Genomic DNA, 17,011 nt, shown 5'->3' with positions numbered 1-17,011 from the left:
CCCCGCCCGCCCCGCCGACCACCGCCCGCTCGACGCCTTCTGGCACGGCCGCGGCTATGCGCCGCTCGCGGGTGTCACGGCGTCATTCGACTGGAAGACGGTCGAGGGTGCCGACGAAGAGCCACACCAGCTGCAATATTGGACGCGGACGCTTTGATCTGATCTCCCCTCCCGCAGACGGGAGAAGAGAGATGACGTCCATCCCTCGCGCGGGGTCCGACCACCGCGACAAAAGAAAAAGGCCGGGCGGAGCATCCTCCACCCGGCCTTTTGCCGTTTGCGTAACCGCGAAGCTTATTTCTTCGCCGCAGCCTTCTTGGCCGGGGCCTTCTTGGCAGCCGGCTTTTCCTCAGCCTCGGCCTTCGGCGCCGCAGCCTTCTTCGCCGGGGCCTTCTTGGCGGGCGCTTCGGCGGCTTCTTCCTTGGCCTCTTCCTTCACCGCGTCCTTCTTGGCGGCCGGCTTCTTCGCGGCGGCCTTCTTGGCGGGCTTGTGGTCGTGGTCATGGTCGTGGCCGCAGCCCGGGCCATGGACGTGGCCGTCGTCATCGGCTTCGATCGCGGCTTCGATCTCTTCGCGCGTCACTTCGCGGTCGCTGATCTCGGCCTTGTCGAACAGGAAGTCGACGACCTTGTCTTCATAGAGTGGAGCGCGGAGCTGGGCCGCGGCGAGCGCGTCCTGCTGCACATATTCCATGAAGCGCTGGCGGTCTTCGGGGCGATACTGCTGCGCGGCCTGCGCGACGAGGCGCTGCATTTCCTGCTGGCTGACCTGCACGCCATGCGCCTGGCCGATTTCCGACAGGAGCAGGCCGAGGCGGACGCGGCGGACGGCGATCGAACGATATTCGTCGCGGTCCTTTTCGAGTTCGGCCTTCGCCGCCTCGACGTCTTCCTCATGGCTCGCTTCATGCTCGAGCTGCTGCCAGATCTGGCCGAACTCGGCCTCGACCATCGTCGGCGGCACGTCGAAGTCATGGCTCGCGGCGAGCTGGTCGAGCAGCTTGCGCTTCATATAGGTGCGGGTCAGGCCGTTCAGTTCCTGCTCGACCTGGTCCTTCATGATTTCCTTGAGCTTGTCGAGGCTCTCGAGGCCCAGCGACTTGGCGAACTCGTCGTCGATCTTCGACGCCGCCGGAACCTTCAGTTCCTTGACGGTGATCGCGAATTCGGCGGGCTGGCCCTTCAGGTTCTCGACCGGATAATCGTCGGGGAAGGTCACCTTCAGCACCTTCTCGTCGCCGGTCTTGACGCCGACCAGCTGGTCTTCGAAGCCGGGGATGAGCTGGCCCGAGCCGATCTCGACCGCCATGTCCTCGCCGGTGCCGCCGTCGAAGGCGACGCCGTCGACCGAGCCTGCGAAGTCGATGATGACCTGGTCGCCCTGCGCGGCCTTCTTGGTCTTCGGCGCTTCCTCGAAACGCTTCATCTGCGCGGCGAATTCCTCGATCTTGGCCATGACCGCGGCGTCATCCGCGGGCACCGTCAGGCGCTCGAGCTTCAGCCCGTCGATCGACGGTGCGGTGATCTCGGGCAGCACTTCGAGTGCGACGGTGATCTCGGCATCCTTGCCGGTCTCATAACCTTCGTCGAGCGTGACAGCGGGCTGCAGCGCGGGGCGCAGCTTTTCCTTGGTCATCAGATTGCGCACGCCGTCCTCGATCGCCTTGTTCAGCGCGTCGGCCGACAGCGCGGCGCCGTGCATCTTGCGGATCAGGTTCGCGGGCACCTTGCCGGGACGGAAGCCGGGCATGCGCACGGTCGGCGCGATGCTCTTGACCTCTTCATCGACGCGGGCATCGATATCCTTGGCGGTGATGGTCACGCGATATTCGCGCTTCAGGCCTTCGTTCAGCGTTTCGACGGTCTTCATTGCCTTGGTCTTATCCTTGCTCAAAATCTCTCGGTTTTCCGGCCTTGCGCAGTTCCGAAATGGTGCGGGCGAAGGGACTCGAACCCCCACATCTTGCGATACTGGTACCTAAAACCAGCGCGTCTACCAATTCCGCCACGCCCGCTTGGGAAGCTTTGGCCGGATGCACGAAAACGCGCGAAAAAGCCGCGCACGCCCGTGCGGGCCGCGGGCGCTATAGCAGACGGGTGGCCGAGGGCAAGGGGCGGAAAGCCCCGAGACGCCGCCCGGAACGCCGGGCCGTGCCGGACGTTGGTCGGACAAGGAGAAGAGAGATGACGATCTATAGCGCCAGCCTGCACGTCCATGCGGCCGACCCGCTGCCCAAGCCCAAGCCCGACACCATCGAACCGATGGCGCCGCCCGAAAACCCGGTCCAGCCGACCCCGGTCGAGGACCCGGCCGGCCAGCCGGTCGAGATCCCCGGCGCCCCCGGCGGCGGCGACATCGACCAGCCGGGACGTGGGCCGAGCGAGGTACCGCCGCAGCAGGTTTGAGACGAGCAAACGGAGAGGTCGCCGATCACGCGCGCTTGCGCGCCATCGGCGGCGAAGGCCTCGCAACGCCGCCGAACCTCGCCGCTAGTTTCCCGCGCCGGTCGCGGCGGCCTCGAGCGGCGGCGCCACGGCCTCCTCGGCTTTCGCCTTAAGGTCGATCACCTTGTCGCGGTCATAGGCGAGCACGCCGGCCACCGGCGGCATCCGGCCGACCGTGATGCCATAGAAATTGTCGAGTTTCCCATAGGCGCGAAGGTCCGCCGGCGCCGTCGGATAGTCGCGCAGCGATGGCGGCAAGCCAAAGGTCAAGGTTCCGGCCTTGCTGGCGGGACGATAAAGCCCTGCTTCGGATCCCTGCATCTTGTCCGGACGCGCGGGAAAGGCGGGGTCGCCCCCCGGACCGGCGAAGAAAAAGTCGCCGAGGTCGGTGATCACACCCGGCTTCACCTCAAAGGCGATGGTACCCATGCAAAAACACATGCCGATCAGGCCATTATTCGGCGCGCTAAGCTGCCGGTACACGACATAGCGGCCGGGCTTGACCTTCATCAGATAGCTGACGCTGTCCGACGTGTCGCTCTTGGAAAAGACGAATTGCGGGCCGATGAACACCGGCTGGCGCGCCTCGATCGGGCCGATCGCGAAATTTTCCGCCGTCGGTTCGATCGGTTTTTCGCGGGGTTTTCGCCCCTGCCGATGCGCGGCGAGCAGATGGACCTCCCAATTCTTGAGCTTGCCCGGATAGTCCGCCCGCACTTGCGCGAACGCCTTCGCCCAATCCTTTTCATATTCGGCGATCGCCTCGGCATCGGGCAGACGCAGCAGTTCGATCCATTGCCGCGCCGGGCCGCTGAGAAAGATATAACCGCTCGCGGGGTCAATCTTCGCCTTCCCCGACAGCAGGTTCTTTTCCTCGACGGCCTCGTTCTGCGCGGAGGCGGTCGGCGACATCAGCGCAGCGGCAAGTGCCGAAGCGGCAATCAACGTGCGGATCATCGCGGCAACACCTCGCCCCGGGGCTTGGCGCCAGAGGCCACGCGCGCCTGTTTCATCAGATATTCCTCACGCTTGCCGTCGTTCACCCGGCCGAACCCTTCCTCGAAATGAAAGGCCTGCCACCGTTCCTTCTCCAGCCCGTAACGGTCATAGCCCTTGAACCCCATGCAGTTGCGCATGTTGATCCGGCGAACGCGCCGCCGTTCGGCGGACCCTGCAATCGCATCGACCAGGGCATAGGCGATGGCGCCGCCTGCAACGCCCGCGAGCCCATATTGCGTGGCGTAATAATTGGCCATGTAGCTGTCGCCGCCGGCATAAAAGTTGATCCCGCTCGACACCGCATCGCATTCGTTGATGTCGTTATACGCCGTGTCGAAATCGGTCCCTTCGCGGTGGAAATAGAAATATTTGTCATAGGTTTCGATATCGGCGGGTGTCGCATCGAACGCGGTGTCGGGCATCGCGATGCCCGCGATCTCGTCGGCGCTGAACAGGCGCATCGGCGCCGGCGCCTTGATCGCCTGCGCGCCCGCAGCGGCCGGCAGGCAAAGCAACAGCGCGGCAAACATTCCATATGATTTCATGACATTCCCCCTGAACGCGCCATGCTACGCTGCGCCGGATTCGGCAAGCCATGGGGAAAATAATCGCGCTGTCCGCATCCAAGGCACGGTCGCGACATCGCGCCCGACAAGGCGCCTCGCCGCATTCCCCCCGGACTGGTTGCAAAACCGCTTGCAAAGAATCGCGCAGCATCTAGCACCAAGACAATCCCGCCGGGGGCGGCGGGATATGGGGGTTCGCGAGGATGAATTTGGGGCGCGTGGCTGCGGGGACTTCCGCAGCCGTCATTTTTCTTACCGTGCTCGGGGGACGCGCGGTGGCGCAGGACGTGCCTGCGGCCGGTCCCGCTGGTTCCACCCCCGCCGTCGAGGCGCTGCCCGCCGCAACCGCGCCGCTACCCGTCGCGGCCGGTGCCGCCCGCGGCCCGTCGCTCAGCGCCGGCACCCCCGTCATCGTCATGCTCAACGACGAGATATCGACGATGTCGAGCCACGTCGGCGACCGGTTCGGCGTCACCGTGCTCTACGACGTCGTCGATTATGACCATGTCGTCATTCCTGCGGGCACCACCGGCTATGGCGAAGTGACCTTCAGCACCAACAAGGGCGGCTTCGGCAAGCCGGGCATCGTCGGGATATCGCTCCGCCAGCTCGACCTCGGCGGCCGGCCGGTCGCGCTCGACGGCCGTTACCGCGAAGAAGGGCAGAGCAAGAATGGCGCGACGGTCGCGACATGGTTCGCTGTCGGCGTCTTTTCGGGCTTCATCAAGGGCAAGCCCGGCGTGATCCCGAAAGGCCGCGAGCTCAAGGCGCGCACCGGCGAGGCGATCGCCTACACCATCGCGCCGCTGCCCGTTGCTGCGCTCGACGCATCGGCGCTCGCCGCGATCACTGGCGACATCGCCCTTCCCGCACCCACGCAATCCGCACCCAATCCGTTTTGACCACCGGTTTTGCCAACAGGAGACTAGAATGAAATTTGTTCCGACCATCGCCGCCGTGGCGACCGTCATCGCCGCCTCGACCGCCATGGCGCCCGCCGCCGCGCAGGACAGCCCGGCGGCCACCGACAGCACGGTCGCAGCCGCATCCACCACCGAGGCTGCCGATGCCGCAGCCGTGGCTGTCGACAGCAGCGCGGTGGCCAGCACCCCGGCCGTCGCCGCCCCGGCGTGCGAACTGCACGTCTTCCCGACGCTCGAGGGCCAGGCGATGACCACCGGCTGGCTGTCGGGCTTCGGCATCGTCGGCGCGGTCGCCGACGCCGCCGCGAACAAGGATCGCAACATCAGCGAAGCCGATTATCTCAAGGAAGCACTGGGCCCGCAGATGCAGGTCGATGCGCTGAAGTCGATCGACCTCGTCGAGGCGCTGAAGCTGCCCCCGTCGCAGATCATCTGGGAAACCCCGATCGCCGATCGCAAGATCACCACCAAGGCCGCGACGCGCCTCAGCAGCTCGACCGCGCCTTGCTACGCCGAACTGGTCATCACCCAGAATTTCTACACCAAGAAGGCGATCTACGGCCGCTCGCTCAACAACCGCTTCATCTTCAAGGACTTCCGCGGCGGCAAGACCAAGACCGCGCTGGTCAAGGGGCGCGGCGGCAACGGCCTGTCGCTCTTCCCGCCCAAGACGACCGACGAAACCGAAGGCGCCGAAAAGGAGCTGCGCGAAGTGTTCCTGAAAAACTTCTTCGAATATTCGAAGGGCATCAAGGCCGCCAAATAAGGCGAATGGGCGCCGGGAGCCATGAGGGCTCCCGGCCTCCCCTGTTTTTTTTCGGAGCTCAGCTTGCGCCTCATCACCGCCCTTTGCCTCGCCGCGCTTCTCGCGCCCGCCGCCGTCGACGCGGCGCCCAAGCCCGCTCCCGTGCCCGCCGTCGTCGCCGAGCGCGACCGCACCAGTCCGGGCGGCCGCGCCGTGCATGTCATCTTGCCGCAAACGCATATCGAGACGAGCATCGACGTTGGCCGCGTCGCCGCCGATTACAGCGGCGGCCTGCTCGACACGCTGATCATCCGTTCGATGGACGACAAAAAGGAAGTGCTGAGCCGGAATCAGAACGAACGGACGCTCGCCGCGGCCCAGCCGCTGTTCAGCGCGCTCGAGGGTTTCGACGTCGACGCACTCGCCCTCGCCGCGACCCGCAACGGCCTCGCGAGCACCGCTTGGTTCCAACCGCGGCCCTTCACGCTGACCCGCGATGCCTCGCCTGCGGTCGCCGCAGCCTTTGTCGCAGGCGCCGACACGCCGCAACTCGCGACGATCAGCTATCGCTACGACCTGTCGCCCGACTTCACCCAGATCCGCGTGACCGCCGATCTCGCGCTCGCCTATCGTCCCGCAGCAAAGGGCGACAAGGTGCCGACCGTGGCCCCGCCCTTCTACCGCCAGCGCATCACCAGCATCGTCGAACTGCGCACGCGCGCCTATGATCCTAACGCCAATGTCGCGCTGTGGAGCGCCGAGGGTGGCCGGCTCGCCAAGACCTCGCTCGCCGCCGCTTTCGCCGCGACCGAGGAACTCATTCCCTATGCGCTCGGCCTCGGCGCCGCAGACATCAAGGCCTTCGAGGCGAAGGACCGCGAAAAGGGGTTCGCTGCGGGGCTTTATGGCCCGCTGGTCGCGCGCCGTCACCGTGTCGCGGACGACACGCTGATCTGGTCGGGCGGCCTCGTCTATGTTCAGCCCGCGCCCTGAGGCGCGGGCCTTCGCTCACCCCAGCGCCTTTTTCAGCAGCTCGTTGACGACCTGCGGGTTCGCCTTGCCCTGCATCGCCTTCATCGTCTGACCGACGAAGAAGCCGAACAAGGCTTCCTTGCCGCCCTTATACTGCTCGACCTTGTCGGCATTGGCGGCCAGAATCTTGGCGATTTCACCCTCGATCGCACCGGTATCGCTCGTCTGCTTCAGCCCGTCGCGCTCGACGATGGCAGCGGCGCCGTCCCCGCTTTCGAGCATCTTTTCGAACACTGCCTTTGCGATCGTGCCCGAAATCGTGCCGTCGGCGACGAGGCCGAGCAGTTCGGCGGCCTGCGCGGGGCTGACCGGTGAATCCGAAATCTCGCGGCCCATGCGGTTGAGCGCGCCGAACAGCTCGCTCGTCACCCAGTTCGCCGCCGGAGCCGGCTTTGCCCCGGCTTCGAGCAACGTATCGAACCACAAGGCGGCCTCGACCTCGGCGGTCAGCACATCGGCGTTATACGCCGAAATCCCTTCGCCCAGATAGCGCGCGCGCTTGGCGTCGGGCAGCTCAGGCAGGCTCGCACGGCACTCGTCGAGGAAGGCATCGTCGAGCTCGAGCGGCAGCAGGTCGGGATCGGGGAAGTAGCGGTAATCATGCGCATCTTCCTTCGACCGCATCGATCGCGTCTCGTTGCGGTCGGGGTCGTACAGCCGCGTTTCCTGCACCACCGTGCCGCCGCTCTCGATCAGTTCGACCTGGCGCTTCGCCTCGCCCTCGATCACCGCCATGACGAAGCGCACCGAATTGACGTTCTTGGTCTCGGTGCGCGTCCCGAATTCGTCGCCCGGCTTGCGGACGCTGACATTGACGTCGGCGCGCATCGACCCCTCTTCCATATTGCCGTCGCACGAGCCGACATAGCGCAGGATCGACCGCAGCTTGCGCACATAGGCACCAGCCTCGGCGGGCGAGCGCATGTCGGGGCGCGAGACGATCTCCATCAGCGCAACGCCCGACCGGTTGAGGTCGACGTAGGACATCGTCGGATGCTGGTCGTGCATCAGCTTGCCGGCATCCTGCTCGACATGGATGCGCTCGATCCCGATCCGCTTCGCCTCGGGCAGACCCGCTTTCTCATCGGCCTCGATCGTCAGCGAACCTTCGCCGACAAGCGGATGATATAGCTGTGAAATCTGGTAACCCTGCGGCAGGTCGGCGTAGAAATAATTCTTGCGATCGAACCGCGACCATTTGTTGATCTCGGCCTCGATAGCCATGCCCGTGCGCACCGCCTGGCGGATGCACTCGCGGTTCGGCACCGGCAGCATGCCGGGCATCGCCGCGTCGACGAGGCTGACCTGCGTGTTCGGCTCGGCCCCGAACGCCGTCGCGGCGCCCGAGAACAATTTGGCGTTGGAGGTGACCTGCGCATGGACCTCGAGGCCGATCACGACCTCCCACTCGCCGGTTTCGCCCTTGATGCGATAGTCGCTCATTTCAAAAATCCACCGTAAAAATTACGTGCCGCTTTGCTTCGGCAGCCCTTTGGAAAAACTGCTCAAGGTTCGGAAACCATTCGCCAGCGTACCGCGCCTCAGCAGCGCCTACATTCTTGCATCCAAAATGGTCGATCGCCGCACCAAGCCGATCAATAATGTCATCGGCACTCACGCTTTTGAGAAGGCTCGCAACTGCGGCCACGTCACGCGATTGGATCAATGCGATTAGATAGTTCGGGTCGGAATCAAGAAACTCCCGGCCCAAAACTGCCCAACTGACCGGTTTATCATACAGCCTCTCCAGTCCGTCCGCCTCTGGATTGGAGCCTTGGAGGGACGCGTGTATCAGAGGCCAAGCCTTGTCAGTCTCAGTCGCGAAATTCGATTCCCAATTTTCTTCGATCTCGTTCGCGACATAATCGGCGCGCGCCGCGGCGGGCGTACAGAGCAAACCACTGAGCGTGGTATCATCGACCGCAAAATGAACACCCCGCCAAGCCATCTTACCACCACTTCTCCGCCCGCGCGGTAAAGCCCGCACGTTCCTCGATCGCCAGCCCCGCGTTCAGCACGCCCTGCTCGTCGAACGCCTTGCCGATGATCTGCAGCCCCAGCGGCAGCCCTTCGCGGTTCAGCGCGGCGGGGACCGACATCGCGGGCAGCCCCGCGAGGCTTGCGGGCACCGCGAACACGTCGTTCAAATACATCGCCAGCGGATCGGCCATCTTCTCGCCCAGCCCGAACGCCGCCGACGGTGCGGTCGGCGCGAGGATCACGTCGCACCCCCCGAACGCCTGCTCGAAATCGCGCGCGATCAGCGTCCGCACCTTCTGCGCCTGCGTGTAGTACGCGTCGTAAAAGCCCGCCGACAGCACATAGGTGCCGATCATGATGCGGCGCTTGACCTCGGGCCCGAAGCCGTCGGCGCGCGTCGCGGCGTACATGTCCTGCAGCCCCGCCCCCTCGGGCAGGTCGCGCAGGCCATAACGCACGCCGTCATAGCGCGCGAGGTTCGACGACGCCTCGGCCGGCGCGATGATATAGTAAGTCGGCAGCGCGTACTTAGTGTGCGGCAGGCTGATCTCGACGACCGCGGCCCCCGCATCCTTCAGCATCGCGATGCCGGCATCCCACATCGCGTCGATCTCGGGATCGATGCCCTCGAGACGATATTCCTTGGGAATGCCGACCGTCTTGCCCTTGAGATCGCTCGACAAGGCGGCTTCCCAGTTCGGAACCGGCAGGTCCAGGCTCGTCGCATCCTTCGGATCGAAGCCCGCCATATTCTCGAGCATGATCGCGCAGTCGCGAACATCGCGCGCCATCGGCCCCGCCTGGTCGAGCGAACTCGCGAACGCGACGATGCCCCAGCGCGAACAGCGGCCATAAGTCGGCTTGATCCCGCTGATCCCGACGAAGGCCGCAGGCTGGCGGATCGACCCGCCGGTGTCGGTCCCCGTCGCTGCGGGGCACAGCCGCGCCGCGATTGCCGACGAGCTGCCGCCCGACGAGCCGCCCGGCGCGAGCGCGGCATTGCCGCCGTCCTTGCGCTTCCACGGGCTGATGACATTACCAAAGTAGGAGGTCTCGTTCGACGAGCCCATCGCGAACTGGTCGAGGTTGAGCTTGCCGAGCATCCCGCAACCCGCGTCCCACAATTTCTGCGAAACGGTCGATTCATAGCGCGGCACAAAACCTTCGAGCATATGGCTCGCGGCGGTGGTCTGGACGCCGTTCGTCGCGAACAGGTCCTTCATCCCGATCGGCACACCCGACAGCGGCTTGAGGCTGCCCGCCGAGCGGTCGGCGTCGGCCTGCTTCGCCGCGGCGATCGCATGCTCGGGGGTTTCGACGATGAACGCGTTGAGCGCCTTCGCGCCCGCGACATTGGCATTGAACGCTTCGGCAACCTCGACGGCCGAAAAATCGCCCGCGCGGTGCCCGTCGCGGATCTGCGCGACGGTAAGATTCGTAAGATCAGTCACTATTCGATCACCTTGGGAACGCCAAAGAAGCCATGCTGCGCGGCGGGCGCATTGGCGAGGACATCGTCGCGGCGGTTGCCGCCGGTCAGCGGGTCGGCGTCGATCACATCGTCGCGCAGCCGCAGCTGGTTCGGGATCACCGCGGTCATCGGCTCGACCCCGGTCACATCGACCTCGCCGAGTTGCTCGACCCAGCCGAGGATGCCGTTCAATTCGCCTTCCATCGCGGCGGCTTCCGCATCGCTGATCGCGATGCGCGCCAGCGACGCGATTTTCCTTACCGTTGCCTGATCGATTGCCATTCATCTTGCCTTTGCGGGAGAAGCTGCGCCGCTAGCATCCGCGCGCGCAGGCTTCAACTATGATCCTCCCTGTCGCGACGCGATGGGGAGGTGGCAGCGCCCTTCGACTGCCTTGCAGGCGCTCAGGATAAACTGCGCCTTGGGCGCAGCGCTGACGGAGGGGCAATGGCGCACCGTCGCAGCCCCTCCCCATCGCTTCGCGACAGGGAGGATACTTCTATTCGAAATCCTGACCCACGGGCTTGCCGTCTATAAAGAATTGCCTCCGGGTCACGTCCCGAACCTCGACTTTGCCGTTTCGGACTTGGTCCTCGGTGACCTTTGCAGGCGCCGCAACAGAGTCTTGGCGGATCGAATAGTCGTAGATCCACTCTCCGGTTTTGGGGTGCCGTTGAAGTTGCGATACCTCGCCATCCTGAGAAACAACGGCAATTCGCTCTTCGTGGAGAAAATAGAGTATGCACGCCTTGTTCCGACAAGGCCCGGTGACACGCAACACGTCGTAAGCTTCTTTGGGCACCAACCGGCCCGATGGCAGAATGCGTACCATTTCCTCAAGCGGCCGCAGCGATTGAAGTCCGTCCGGCGTCTGCAGGTCCCAGCGATCCTTCGCCTTCAGCGCCCAGTCGGCAAGCTTCGCGCGGTTCCGGTCGGCCGACTTCGCCAGATCCTTCAGCGCCGCGCGCCCGTCGGGTCCGAAATCGAACGCCAGCGCCGCCCAGTCGAACTTGTCGGCCTTCACCGCCCCCGATTGCAGCCGCGCAAGCTGGTCGCGCGTCGAGATCGCGCCGAAGTCGACGATCGGCAGCGCGAGGAACAGCGCCAGCAAGGTCAGCCCGATCGCGAGCTTCTGCTGCAACGGCCGCAGCACATCGTCGAAACCCAGCCGCCCGCGCACCACCGCCCACAGCCCGGCGAAACCATAAGCGAGCGCGATCATCGCCGCGGTCACGCCCCACAATCGCTCGGGGGTCCAGCCATATTGGATCACGCGCAAATGCATCGAATAATAGGCGATCGCCGCGAGCGGCAGCACCGCCGCGACGAGCACCGCCGCCGCGCCCTGCAGCAAGCGGTTCGCGGCGCGATCCTCCTTGCCGTTGCCGATCACCGCATTGGCGAGCAGCACGGCAAAGGCGGCGGCCGCCATCATCAGCGCCGCGGTCGAAAAGCCCGAATCCCACAGCTTTGTCAGCCCCGTGCCGAGCAGCGACAGCAGGAAGACGACGAGCGCGACCGCCAGCACCGGCGCGAGCACCGCGAGCACGATCATCACCAGCCGCTGCAAGGTCGACACCAGTCTGTCGCGCTCGCGCAGCAGCCCGACCGCGCCGCCGAACGCCGCCCCTGCAAGCATCCACGGGAACCAGCCCTGTTCGAACAGCTTCATCACCAGGTGGATGCCGATCAGCTCGAACATCTGCCCTATCAGCAGCACGAGCAGGAAGGTCAGACCGGTGAACGCCAGCGCCGCGGCGCCGATCACCGCGTCGGTCCACGCATGGCTGTGCAGCCGCTCGTAAGGCATCTGCCACAGCTTCCAGAAGCGCCAGTCGGGCGCAACGTCGCGCCGCGTCTGGAACAAGGGCGTCGCGACCAGCACCGCGAGCAGCCCCGACCAGAAGGGCCATTCGAACACCGACGCGTTGACGTTGTAGCCGATCGACGTCCACACGATCAGCGCGATCACCGCGCCCCACGCCAGCGCAAAGCCGAGCGCCCAGGTCCAGCGCCGCAGTTCGACCCCGAGCACGAAGACGAGCGTCGACACGGTGAGGAACGCCGCGAACGCGTTGCGTCCCGGGTCCATGTTCGGCGCGTAGCGCCAGTCGAGCGTCAGGTGAAAGGCAAGCCCCGCCAGCGCACAGATCGCCGCCATCACCCACGGCCGCGCGGGCCATGGCGCGTCGCTTTCGTCCAGTCGGTGCGACATTCGGGGCGACTCGGGCGCGGGCGCGCTTGCTGGGGTGTCGGTCATGTCCCACATCTGGGCTTGTTTAAGCGGCACGCGCAAGCCAGATAGCACACCGCCCTCTCCCGCCCCACTGGAGCCCCAATGGCCCGCAAATTCCTCTACCTCATCGCCGCCGTCATCTTCCTCATCCTCGGCGTCGGTCTCGCCTATCAGTTCGCGCCGGGCTGGTTCGCGCGCACCGCGCTGGTGCCGAGCACCGAATTCGTCGAACAGACGGCCGCGGCGCCCAACGCCTATGACGATCCCAAGATGTGGTTCTCGCGCCCCGGCCTCGCAAACGACCCGTCCGACTGGCGCCCGCCCGAAACCGGCGGCGACGGCCGCGCGCCCGACAGCGCCAAGGCGGCAACCGACAAGCTGATCCCGTCGGCCAAGGCCGCGACCAAGGGCGAAGCCCCGGCACAGAAGGGCGATGCCGCGATCTTCTTCGTCCACCCGACCAGCTATTACAGCCGTTCGAGCTGGAACGCCCCGCTCGACGACCGCGACGCCAATTATCGCGCCACCCTGTTCATGCAGGGCATGGCAAGCGCGTTCGGCGATGCGGGCGAGGTCTGGGCGCCGCGCTATCGGCAGGCCACGCTGGGCGCCTTCCTCGCCGAGGACCGCGTCACCGCGGGCAAGGCGATCGACGCCGCCTATCGCGACGTCGAACAGGCGTTCGACGCCTTCCTCGAAAGCATCCCCAAGAACAAGCCGATCATCCTCGCGGGCCACAGCCAGGGCGCGCTCCACCTCACCACCCTGCTCAAGAACCGCATCGCGGGCACCCCGACCGCGAAACGCATCGTCGCGGCCTATGTGATCGGCTGGCCGATCAGCCGCGACACCGACCTCGCGGGGCTCGGCCTGCCGGCGTGCGAAACCCCCGATCAAAAGGGCTGTATCCTCAGCTGGGCGAGCTTCGCCGAGCCCGCCGACCCGTCGATGGTGCTCGATGCCTATGACGGCACCGTCGGTTTCGACGGCCGCCCGCGCCGCGACACGCGCATGCTCTGCACCAATCCGCTGACCGGCATCCCCGACACCGCTGCGAAGCCCGCCGCCAACATCGGCACCTTGAAGCCCGCCGAAGGCTTCAAGGCCGGGTCGCTCGTCGCGGGCAAGATCGGCGCGACATGCGACGACACGCGCGGGCTGCTGATGGTCGGCAACGCCGATATCGCCAAGGATTATGCCCCCGAATATGTGCTTCCGGGCAATAATTACCATGTCTTCGACATCACCCTCTTCTGGGCGAATGTCCGTGCCGACGTGCTGCGCCGCCTCGCGACCTACGAAGGCAAGCCCTCGCCCGTCCCGCCGCCGGCGGCGCCCGAGCCGGTACCGGCTTCGGCGAAGGCCCCGGCGCCGGCCGAAAAATCCAGGACCTGACCCGAAGAGCAGCACCCCTGATCCCGTTTGTGTCGAGCGAAGTCGAGACACGTTTTGCACACGCAAGGCCTCGGCGTGTCTCGACTTCGCTCGACACGAACGGCTAGGGATATCGGAATGATCACCACCGCCGCCCCCGACTTCGCCGCCGCGCTCACCGACGGCGGCCGCCTGATGGGCCTCGACGTCGGCACCAAGACGATCGGGGTCGCCTTCTGCGATGTGAACTGGAGCTTCGCGACCCCCGACAAGACGATCATCCGCAAGAAATTCTCGGTCGATCTCGAAACGCTCAGGGCGCTGGTTGCACAGCACCGCATCGCCGGCCTCGTCGTCGGCCTGCCGCTCAACATGGACGGGACCGACAGCCCGCGCACCCAGTCGACCCGCGCCTTCGCGCGCAACCTCGCCCCGCTCGGCCTGCCGCTGCTGCTCTGGGACGAACGCTGGTCGACCGCCGCGGTCGAACGCGCGATGATCGCCGCCGATGTGAGCAGGGCAAAAAGGGCGGAACGCGTCGACAGCGCCGCCGCCGCCTTCATCCTCCAGGGCGCGATCGACGCCCTGATCCGCCAATAGCTTCGCGCGCATGAGCGGGCGCGCTTGACCGAATATCTCCTCTACTGGCTGATCGCCGCGAACGGCATCGCCTTCATCCTGATGGTGATCGACAAGCGCCGCGCCGAGACCGGCGACGACCGCATCAGCGAAAACACCCTGCTCGGCTGGGCCTTTTTCGGCGGCGCGGCGGGCACCGTCCTCGCCTCGCGGCTCGTGCGCCACAAGACGCGCAAACAGCCCTTTGCGGCGACGATGTTCATCTACCTCGGGCTCCAGTTGCTGCTGCTCGCGCTCTGGCTTTCCGGCCTGCTCGACCCGCTCGCCGCCACGGCGCTTGCCTATTGGCGCGCCGCCTCTTAAACGCTCGGCTTTAATGACAAGCGCAACCCTCCGACCCGCCAGCGACTATCCGCCCGGCGGCGATGCCTTTCGCCATCGCCACCTGATCGGCATCGCCCAGCTGACTCCGTGGGAGATCAGCTATGTCCTCGACGCCGCCGAACATTGGGTCGACCTCAACCGCAGCGGCGCCGCCAAGCATGACGATGCGCTCGCCGGGCTCACCATCATCAACGCCTTTTTCGAAAATTCGACGCGCACCCTGCTGTCGTTCGAAATCGCCGGAAAACGCCTCGGCGCCGACGTCGTCAACATGCACGCCGCGCAGTCGAGCGTGAAGAAGGGCGAGACGCTGATCGACACCGCGATGACCTTGAACGCGATGCGCGCCGACGCGATGGTGATCCGCCACCACAGCTCGGGCGCGGTCCAGCTCATTGCCGACAAGGTCGACTGCCCGGTGCTCAATGCCGGCGACGGCCGCCACGAACATCCGACGCAGGCGCTGCTCGACGCACTCACGATCCGCCGCCGCCTCGGCCGCGTCGAGGGGCTGACGATCGCGATTTGCGGCGATGTGCTGCACAGCCGCGTCGCGCGCTCGAACATCCTCGCGCTGACCCTGCTCGGCAACGAAGTGCGCATCGTCGCGCCGCCGACGCTGACCCCGCCCGCGATCGACCGCATGCACGTCACCACCTTCACCGACATGGACGAGGGCATCAAGGACGCCGACGTCGTGATGATGCTCCGCCTCCAGAACGAGCGCATGGACGGCGCCTATCTGCCCAGCGCGCGCGAATATCATGCGCTCTACGGCCTCACCCCCACACGGCTCGAAAAGGCCAGGCCCGATGCGATCGTGATGCACCCCGGCCCGATGAACCGCGGGGTCGAGATCGACTCGAGCGTCGCCGACGATCCCGTCCGCTCGACGATCACCGAACAGGTCGAAATGGGCGTCGCGGTGCGCATGGCGTGCCTCGACATCCTCACCCGCCGCAAGCGAAAGGTCGCAGGATGGGCGTGACCCCGCTCCATATCGTCAATGCCCGCCTGCTCGGCGGCGCGACCGGCAGCCTGCTTGCCGAGGGTGGCCACATCGCGGCGCTCGACCCGTCCGAGGTGCCGGACGGCGCCGAAATCGTCGACGCGCGCGGGCAATGGCTCGCCCCCGGCATCATCGACCTCGGCGTCTTCGCGACCGACAAGCCCGCCTTCCATTTCGGCGGGATCACGCGCGCCGCGCTGATGCCCGACGCCGGCCCGCTCGATAATCCGGGGCTCGTCGAACGCGCCGCCAAGGGCGGCAAGCCCGACCTGTGGGTCCATCCGCTCGCCGCCGCGACCAAGGGCCTCGAAGGCCGCGAACTCGCCGAGATCGGCCTGATGAAACAGGCCGGCGCCCGCGCCATCGCCACCGGCCGCGCGCGCATCGCCGACAGCGGCGTGATGCGCCGCGTCCTCGCCTATGCGGCCTCGCTCGGCCTCGTCACGATCATCCATGCCGAGGACGAGGGCCTCACCGCCGGCGCCGTCGCGACCGATGGCGAGATGGCGACGCGGCTCGGCCTCGCCTCCGCCCCCGCCGTCGCCGAAGCCATGGCGATCGCGCGCGACCTCGCGCTGGTCGAGGAAACGGGCGCGCCGGTCCATTTCCGTCAGGTGACGACCGCGCGCGGGTTCGACCTCATTCGCGCCGCCAAGGCGAAGGGGCTGCCCGTCACCTGCGGCATCACCCCCGCCCACCTCTTCCTCTCCCACACCGCGATCGGCGACTTCCGCACCTTCGCGCGCCTTTCGCCGCCGCTGCGCAGCGAGGACGACCGTCATGCGTGCCTGGCCGCCATCGCCGACGGCACGATCGATATCCTCGCCTCGGGCCACGACCCGCGCGGCCCCGAGGACAAGCGCCTGCCCTTCGCCGAAGCGCTGCCCGGCATGGCGGGCGCCGAGACGCTGCTCGCGATGGGGCTCCAGCTCGTCCGCGACAGCCATATCGACGCGCCGCGCCTCTTCGACTTGCTCGCTGCCAATCCCGCGAAACTGCTTGGGATCGACGCCGGGCGCCTCGCGGTCGGCGCCGAGGCCGACCTCATCCTCGTCAACGACGGCACGCCATGGCAGGTCGATGCCAAGAAAATGGCCGCCTGGGCGGGCAACACCCCCTTCGACGGCATGCCCGTACAGGGCCGCGCAACGATGATGTGGAAGGGCGGCCAGCGGATCCGCTGACCATGTCGATCCTCCCTGTCGCGCAGCGATGGGGAGGTGGCAGCGGCGGAGCCGCTGACGGAGGGGCAAAAAAACGCAACGCCTC

Annotated in this window: 17 protein-coding genes and 1 tRNA gene; 9 read left to right on the top strand and 9 right to left on the bottom strand. The window is 66.2% G+C overall.

Annotated features, from left to right (window positions below):
* Nucleotides 1–294: 294 nt before the first annotated feature.
* The gene (gene tig, locus B1A78_RS14550; protein WP_077147654.1) at nt 295–1,869 is read right to left on the bottom strand and encodes a trigger factor; all 1,575 of its coding nucleotides are present in this window, start codon (nt 1,867–1,869) and stop codon (nt 295–297) included.
* A 60-nt stretch (nt 1,870–1,929) separates the two neighbouring features.
* Nucleotides 1,930–2,014 (bottom strand) — tRNA-Leu (locus B1A78_RS14545).
* A 169-nt stretch (nt 2,015–2,183) separates the two neighbouring features.
* Here B1A78_RS14545 and B1A78_RS14540 point away from each other — a divergent pair.
* The gene (locus tag B1A78_RS14540; protein WP_077147653.1) at nt 2,184–2,405 is read left to right on the top strand and encodes a hypothetical protein; all 222 of its coding nucleotides are present in this window, start codon (nt 2,184–2,186) and stop codon (nt 2,403–2,405) included.
* Between the two features lie 84 nt (nt 2,406–2,489).
* On the opposite strand, the gene B1A78_RS14535 is transcribed toward B1A78_RS14540, so the two are convergent.
* Together B1A78_RS14535 and B1A78_RS14530 are read right to left on the bottom strand one after the other, a co-directional pair.
* Nucleotides 2,490–3,401 (bottom strand): hypothetical protein, encoded by a 912-nt coding sequence (locus tag B1A78_RS14535; protein WP_077147652.1) that lies wholly within the window; start codon nt 3,399–3,401, stop codon nt 2,490–2,492.
* Nucleotides 3,398–3,988: a hypothetical protein gene (locus B1A78_RS14530; RefSeq protein WP_144037843.1), complete on the bottom strand. Its 591-nt coding sequence runs from the start codon at nt 3,986–3,988 to the stop codon at nt 3,398–3,400. Before B1A78_RS14530 ends, B1A78_RS14535 begins: the two co-directional genes overlap by 4 nt.
* 278 nt (nt 3,989–4,266) lie before the next feature.
* On the opposite strand from B1A78_RS14530, the gene B1A78_RS14525 reads away from it, so the two are divergent.
* The 3 genes from B1A78_RS14525 to B1A78_RS14515 all read left to right on the top strand — a co-directional run bounded on the left by B1A78_RS14525 (nt 4,267) and on the right by B1A78_RS14515 (nt 6,670).
* On the top strand, nt 4,267–4,911 hold the full coding sequence (locus B1A78_RS14525) for a hypothetical protein (protein ID WP_144037842.1): 645 nt from the start codon (nt 4,267–4,269) through the stop codon (nt 4,909–4,911).
* A 28-nt stretch (nt 4,912–4,939) separates the two neighbouring features.
* Nucleotides 4,940–5,698: a hypothetical protein gene (locus tag B1A78_RS14520; protein WP_077147649.1), complete on the top strand. Its 759-nt coding sequence runs from the start codon at nt 4,940–4,942 to the stop codon at nt 5,696–5,698.
* 63 nt (nt 5,699–5,761) lie between these two features.
* Nucleotides 5,762–6,670, top strand: coding sequence for a hypothetical protein (locus B1A78_RS14515; protein ID WP_077147648.1), 909 nt, complete (start codon nt 5,762–5,764; stop codon nt 6,668–6,670).
* 15 nt (nt 6,671–6,685) lie between these two features.
* On the opposite strand, the gene gatB is transcribed toward B1A78_RS14515, so the two are convergent.
* The 5 genes from gatB to B1A78_RS14490 form a co-directional block, all read right to left on the bottom strand.
* A complete protein-coding gene (gatB, locus tag B1A78_RS14510) occupies nt 6,686–8,152 on the bottom strand; it encodes an Asp-tRNA(Asn)/Glu-tRNA(Gln) amidotransferase subunit GatB (protein ID WP_077147647.1) in 1,467 nt (488 codons plus the stop codon).
* Between the two features lies 1 nt (nt 8,153).
* The gene (locus B1A78_RS14505; protein ID WP_077147646.1) at nt 8,154–8,657 is read right to left on the bottom strand and encodes a DUF1877 family protein; all 504 of its coding nucleotides are present in this window, start codon (nt 8,655–8,657) and stop codon (nt 8,154–8,156) included.
* 1 nt (nt 8,658) lies between these two features.
* Nucleotides 8,659–10,140 (bottom strand): Asp-tRNA(Asn)/Glu-tRNA(Gln) amidotransferase subunit GatA, encoded by a 1,482-nt coding sequence (gatA, locus tag B1A78_RS14500; protein ID WP_077147645.1) that lies wholly within the window; start codon nt 10,138–10,140, stop codon nt 8,659–8,661.
* Nucleotides 10,140–10,442 carry an Asp-tRNA(Asn)/Glu-tRNA(Gln) amidotransferase subunit GatC gene (gatC, locus tag B1A78_RS14495; protein WP_077147644.1) on the bottom strand — a complete coding sequence of 101 codons (303 nt, stop codon included), beginning with the start codon at nt 10,440–10,442 and terminating at the stop codon, nt 10,140–10,142. Before gatC ends, gatA begins: the two co-directional genes overlap by 1 nt.
* A 217-nt stretch (nt 10,443–10,659) precedes the next feature.
* Nucleotides 10,660–12,375, bottom strand: a complete 1,716-nt coding sequence (locus tag B1A78_RS14490; protein WP_256838423.1) for a DUF4153 domain-containing protein — start codon at nt 12,373–12,375, stop codon at nt 10,660–10,662.
* Between the two features lie 123 nt (nt 12,376–12,498).
* Here B1A78_RS14490 and B1A78_RS14485 point away from each other — a divergent pair, with 123 nt between their 5' ends.
* From B1A78_RS14485 to B1A78_RS14465, 5 genes are all read left to right on the top strand, one after another.
* The gene (locus tag B1A78_RS14485) at nt 12,499–13,791 is read left to right on the top strand and encodes a DUF3089 domain-containing protein (RefSeq protein WP_077147643.1); all 1,293 of its coding nucleotides are present in this window, start codon (nt 12,499–12,501) and stop codon (nt 13,789–13,791) included.
* Nucleotides 13,792–13,908: 117 nt separating this feature from the next.
* Nucleotides 13,909–14,370 carry a Holliday junction resolvase RuvX gene (ruvX, locus tag B1A78_RS14480; protein ID WP_077147642.1) on the top strand — a complete coding sequence of 154 codons (462 nt, stop codon included), beginning with the start codon at nt 13,909–13,911 and terminating at the stop codon, nt 14,368–14,370.
* 24 nt (nt 14,371–14,394) lie between these two features.
* Nucleotides 14,395–14,712, top strand: a complete 318-nt coding sequence (locus tag B1A78_RS14475) for a DUF1294 domain-containing protein (RefSeq protein WP_077147641.1) — start codon at nt 14,395–14,397, stop codon at nt 14,710–14,712.
* 13 nt (nt 14,713–14,725) lie between these two features.
* Nucleotides 14,726–15,721, top strand: a complete 996-nt coding sequence (locus tag B1A78_RS14470; RefSeq protein WP_077147640.1) for an aspartate carbamoyltransferase catalytic subunit — start codon at nt 14,726–14,728, stop codon at nt 15,719–15,721.
* Nucleotides 15,712–16,926 (top strand): dihydroorotase family protein, encoded by a 1,215-nt coding sequence (locus B1A78_RS14465; RefSeq protein ID WP_077147639.1) that lies wholly within the window; start codon nt 15,712–15,714, stop codon nt 16,924–16,926. Before B1A78_RS14470 ends, B1A78_RS14465 begins: the two co-directional genes overlap by 10 nt.
* The last annotated feature ends 85 nt before the right edge of the window (nt 16,927–17,011 follow it).

The sequence above is a fragment of the Sphingopyxis sp. KK2 genome (genome assembly GCF_001990265.1).
GTDB lineage: Bacteria > Pseudomonadota > Alphaproteobacteria > Sphingomonadales > Sphingomonadaceae > Sphingopyxis.
Note: the sequence above shows the minus strand (reverse complement) of the source record. Positions and strands in the feature narration are given on the sequence as shown.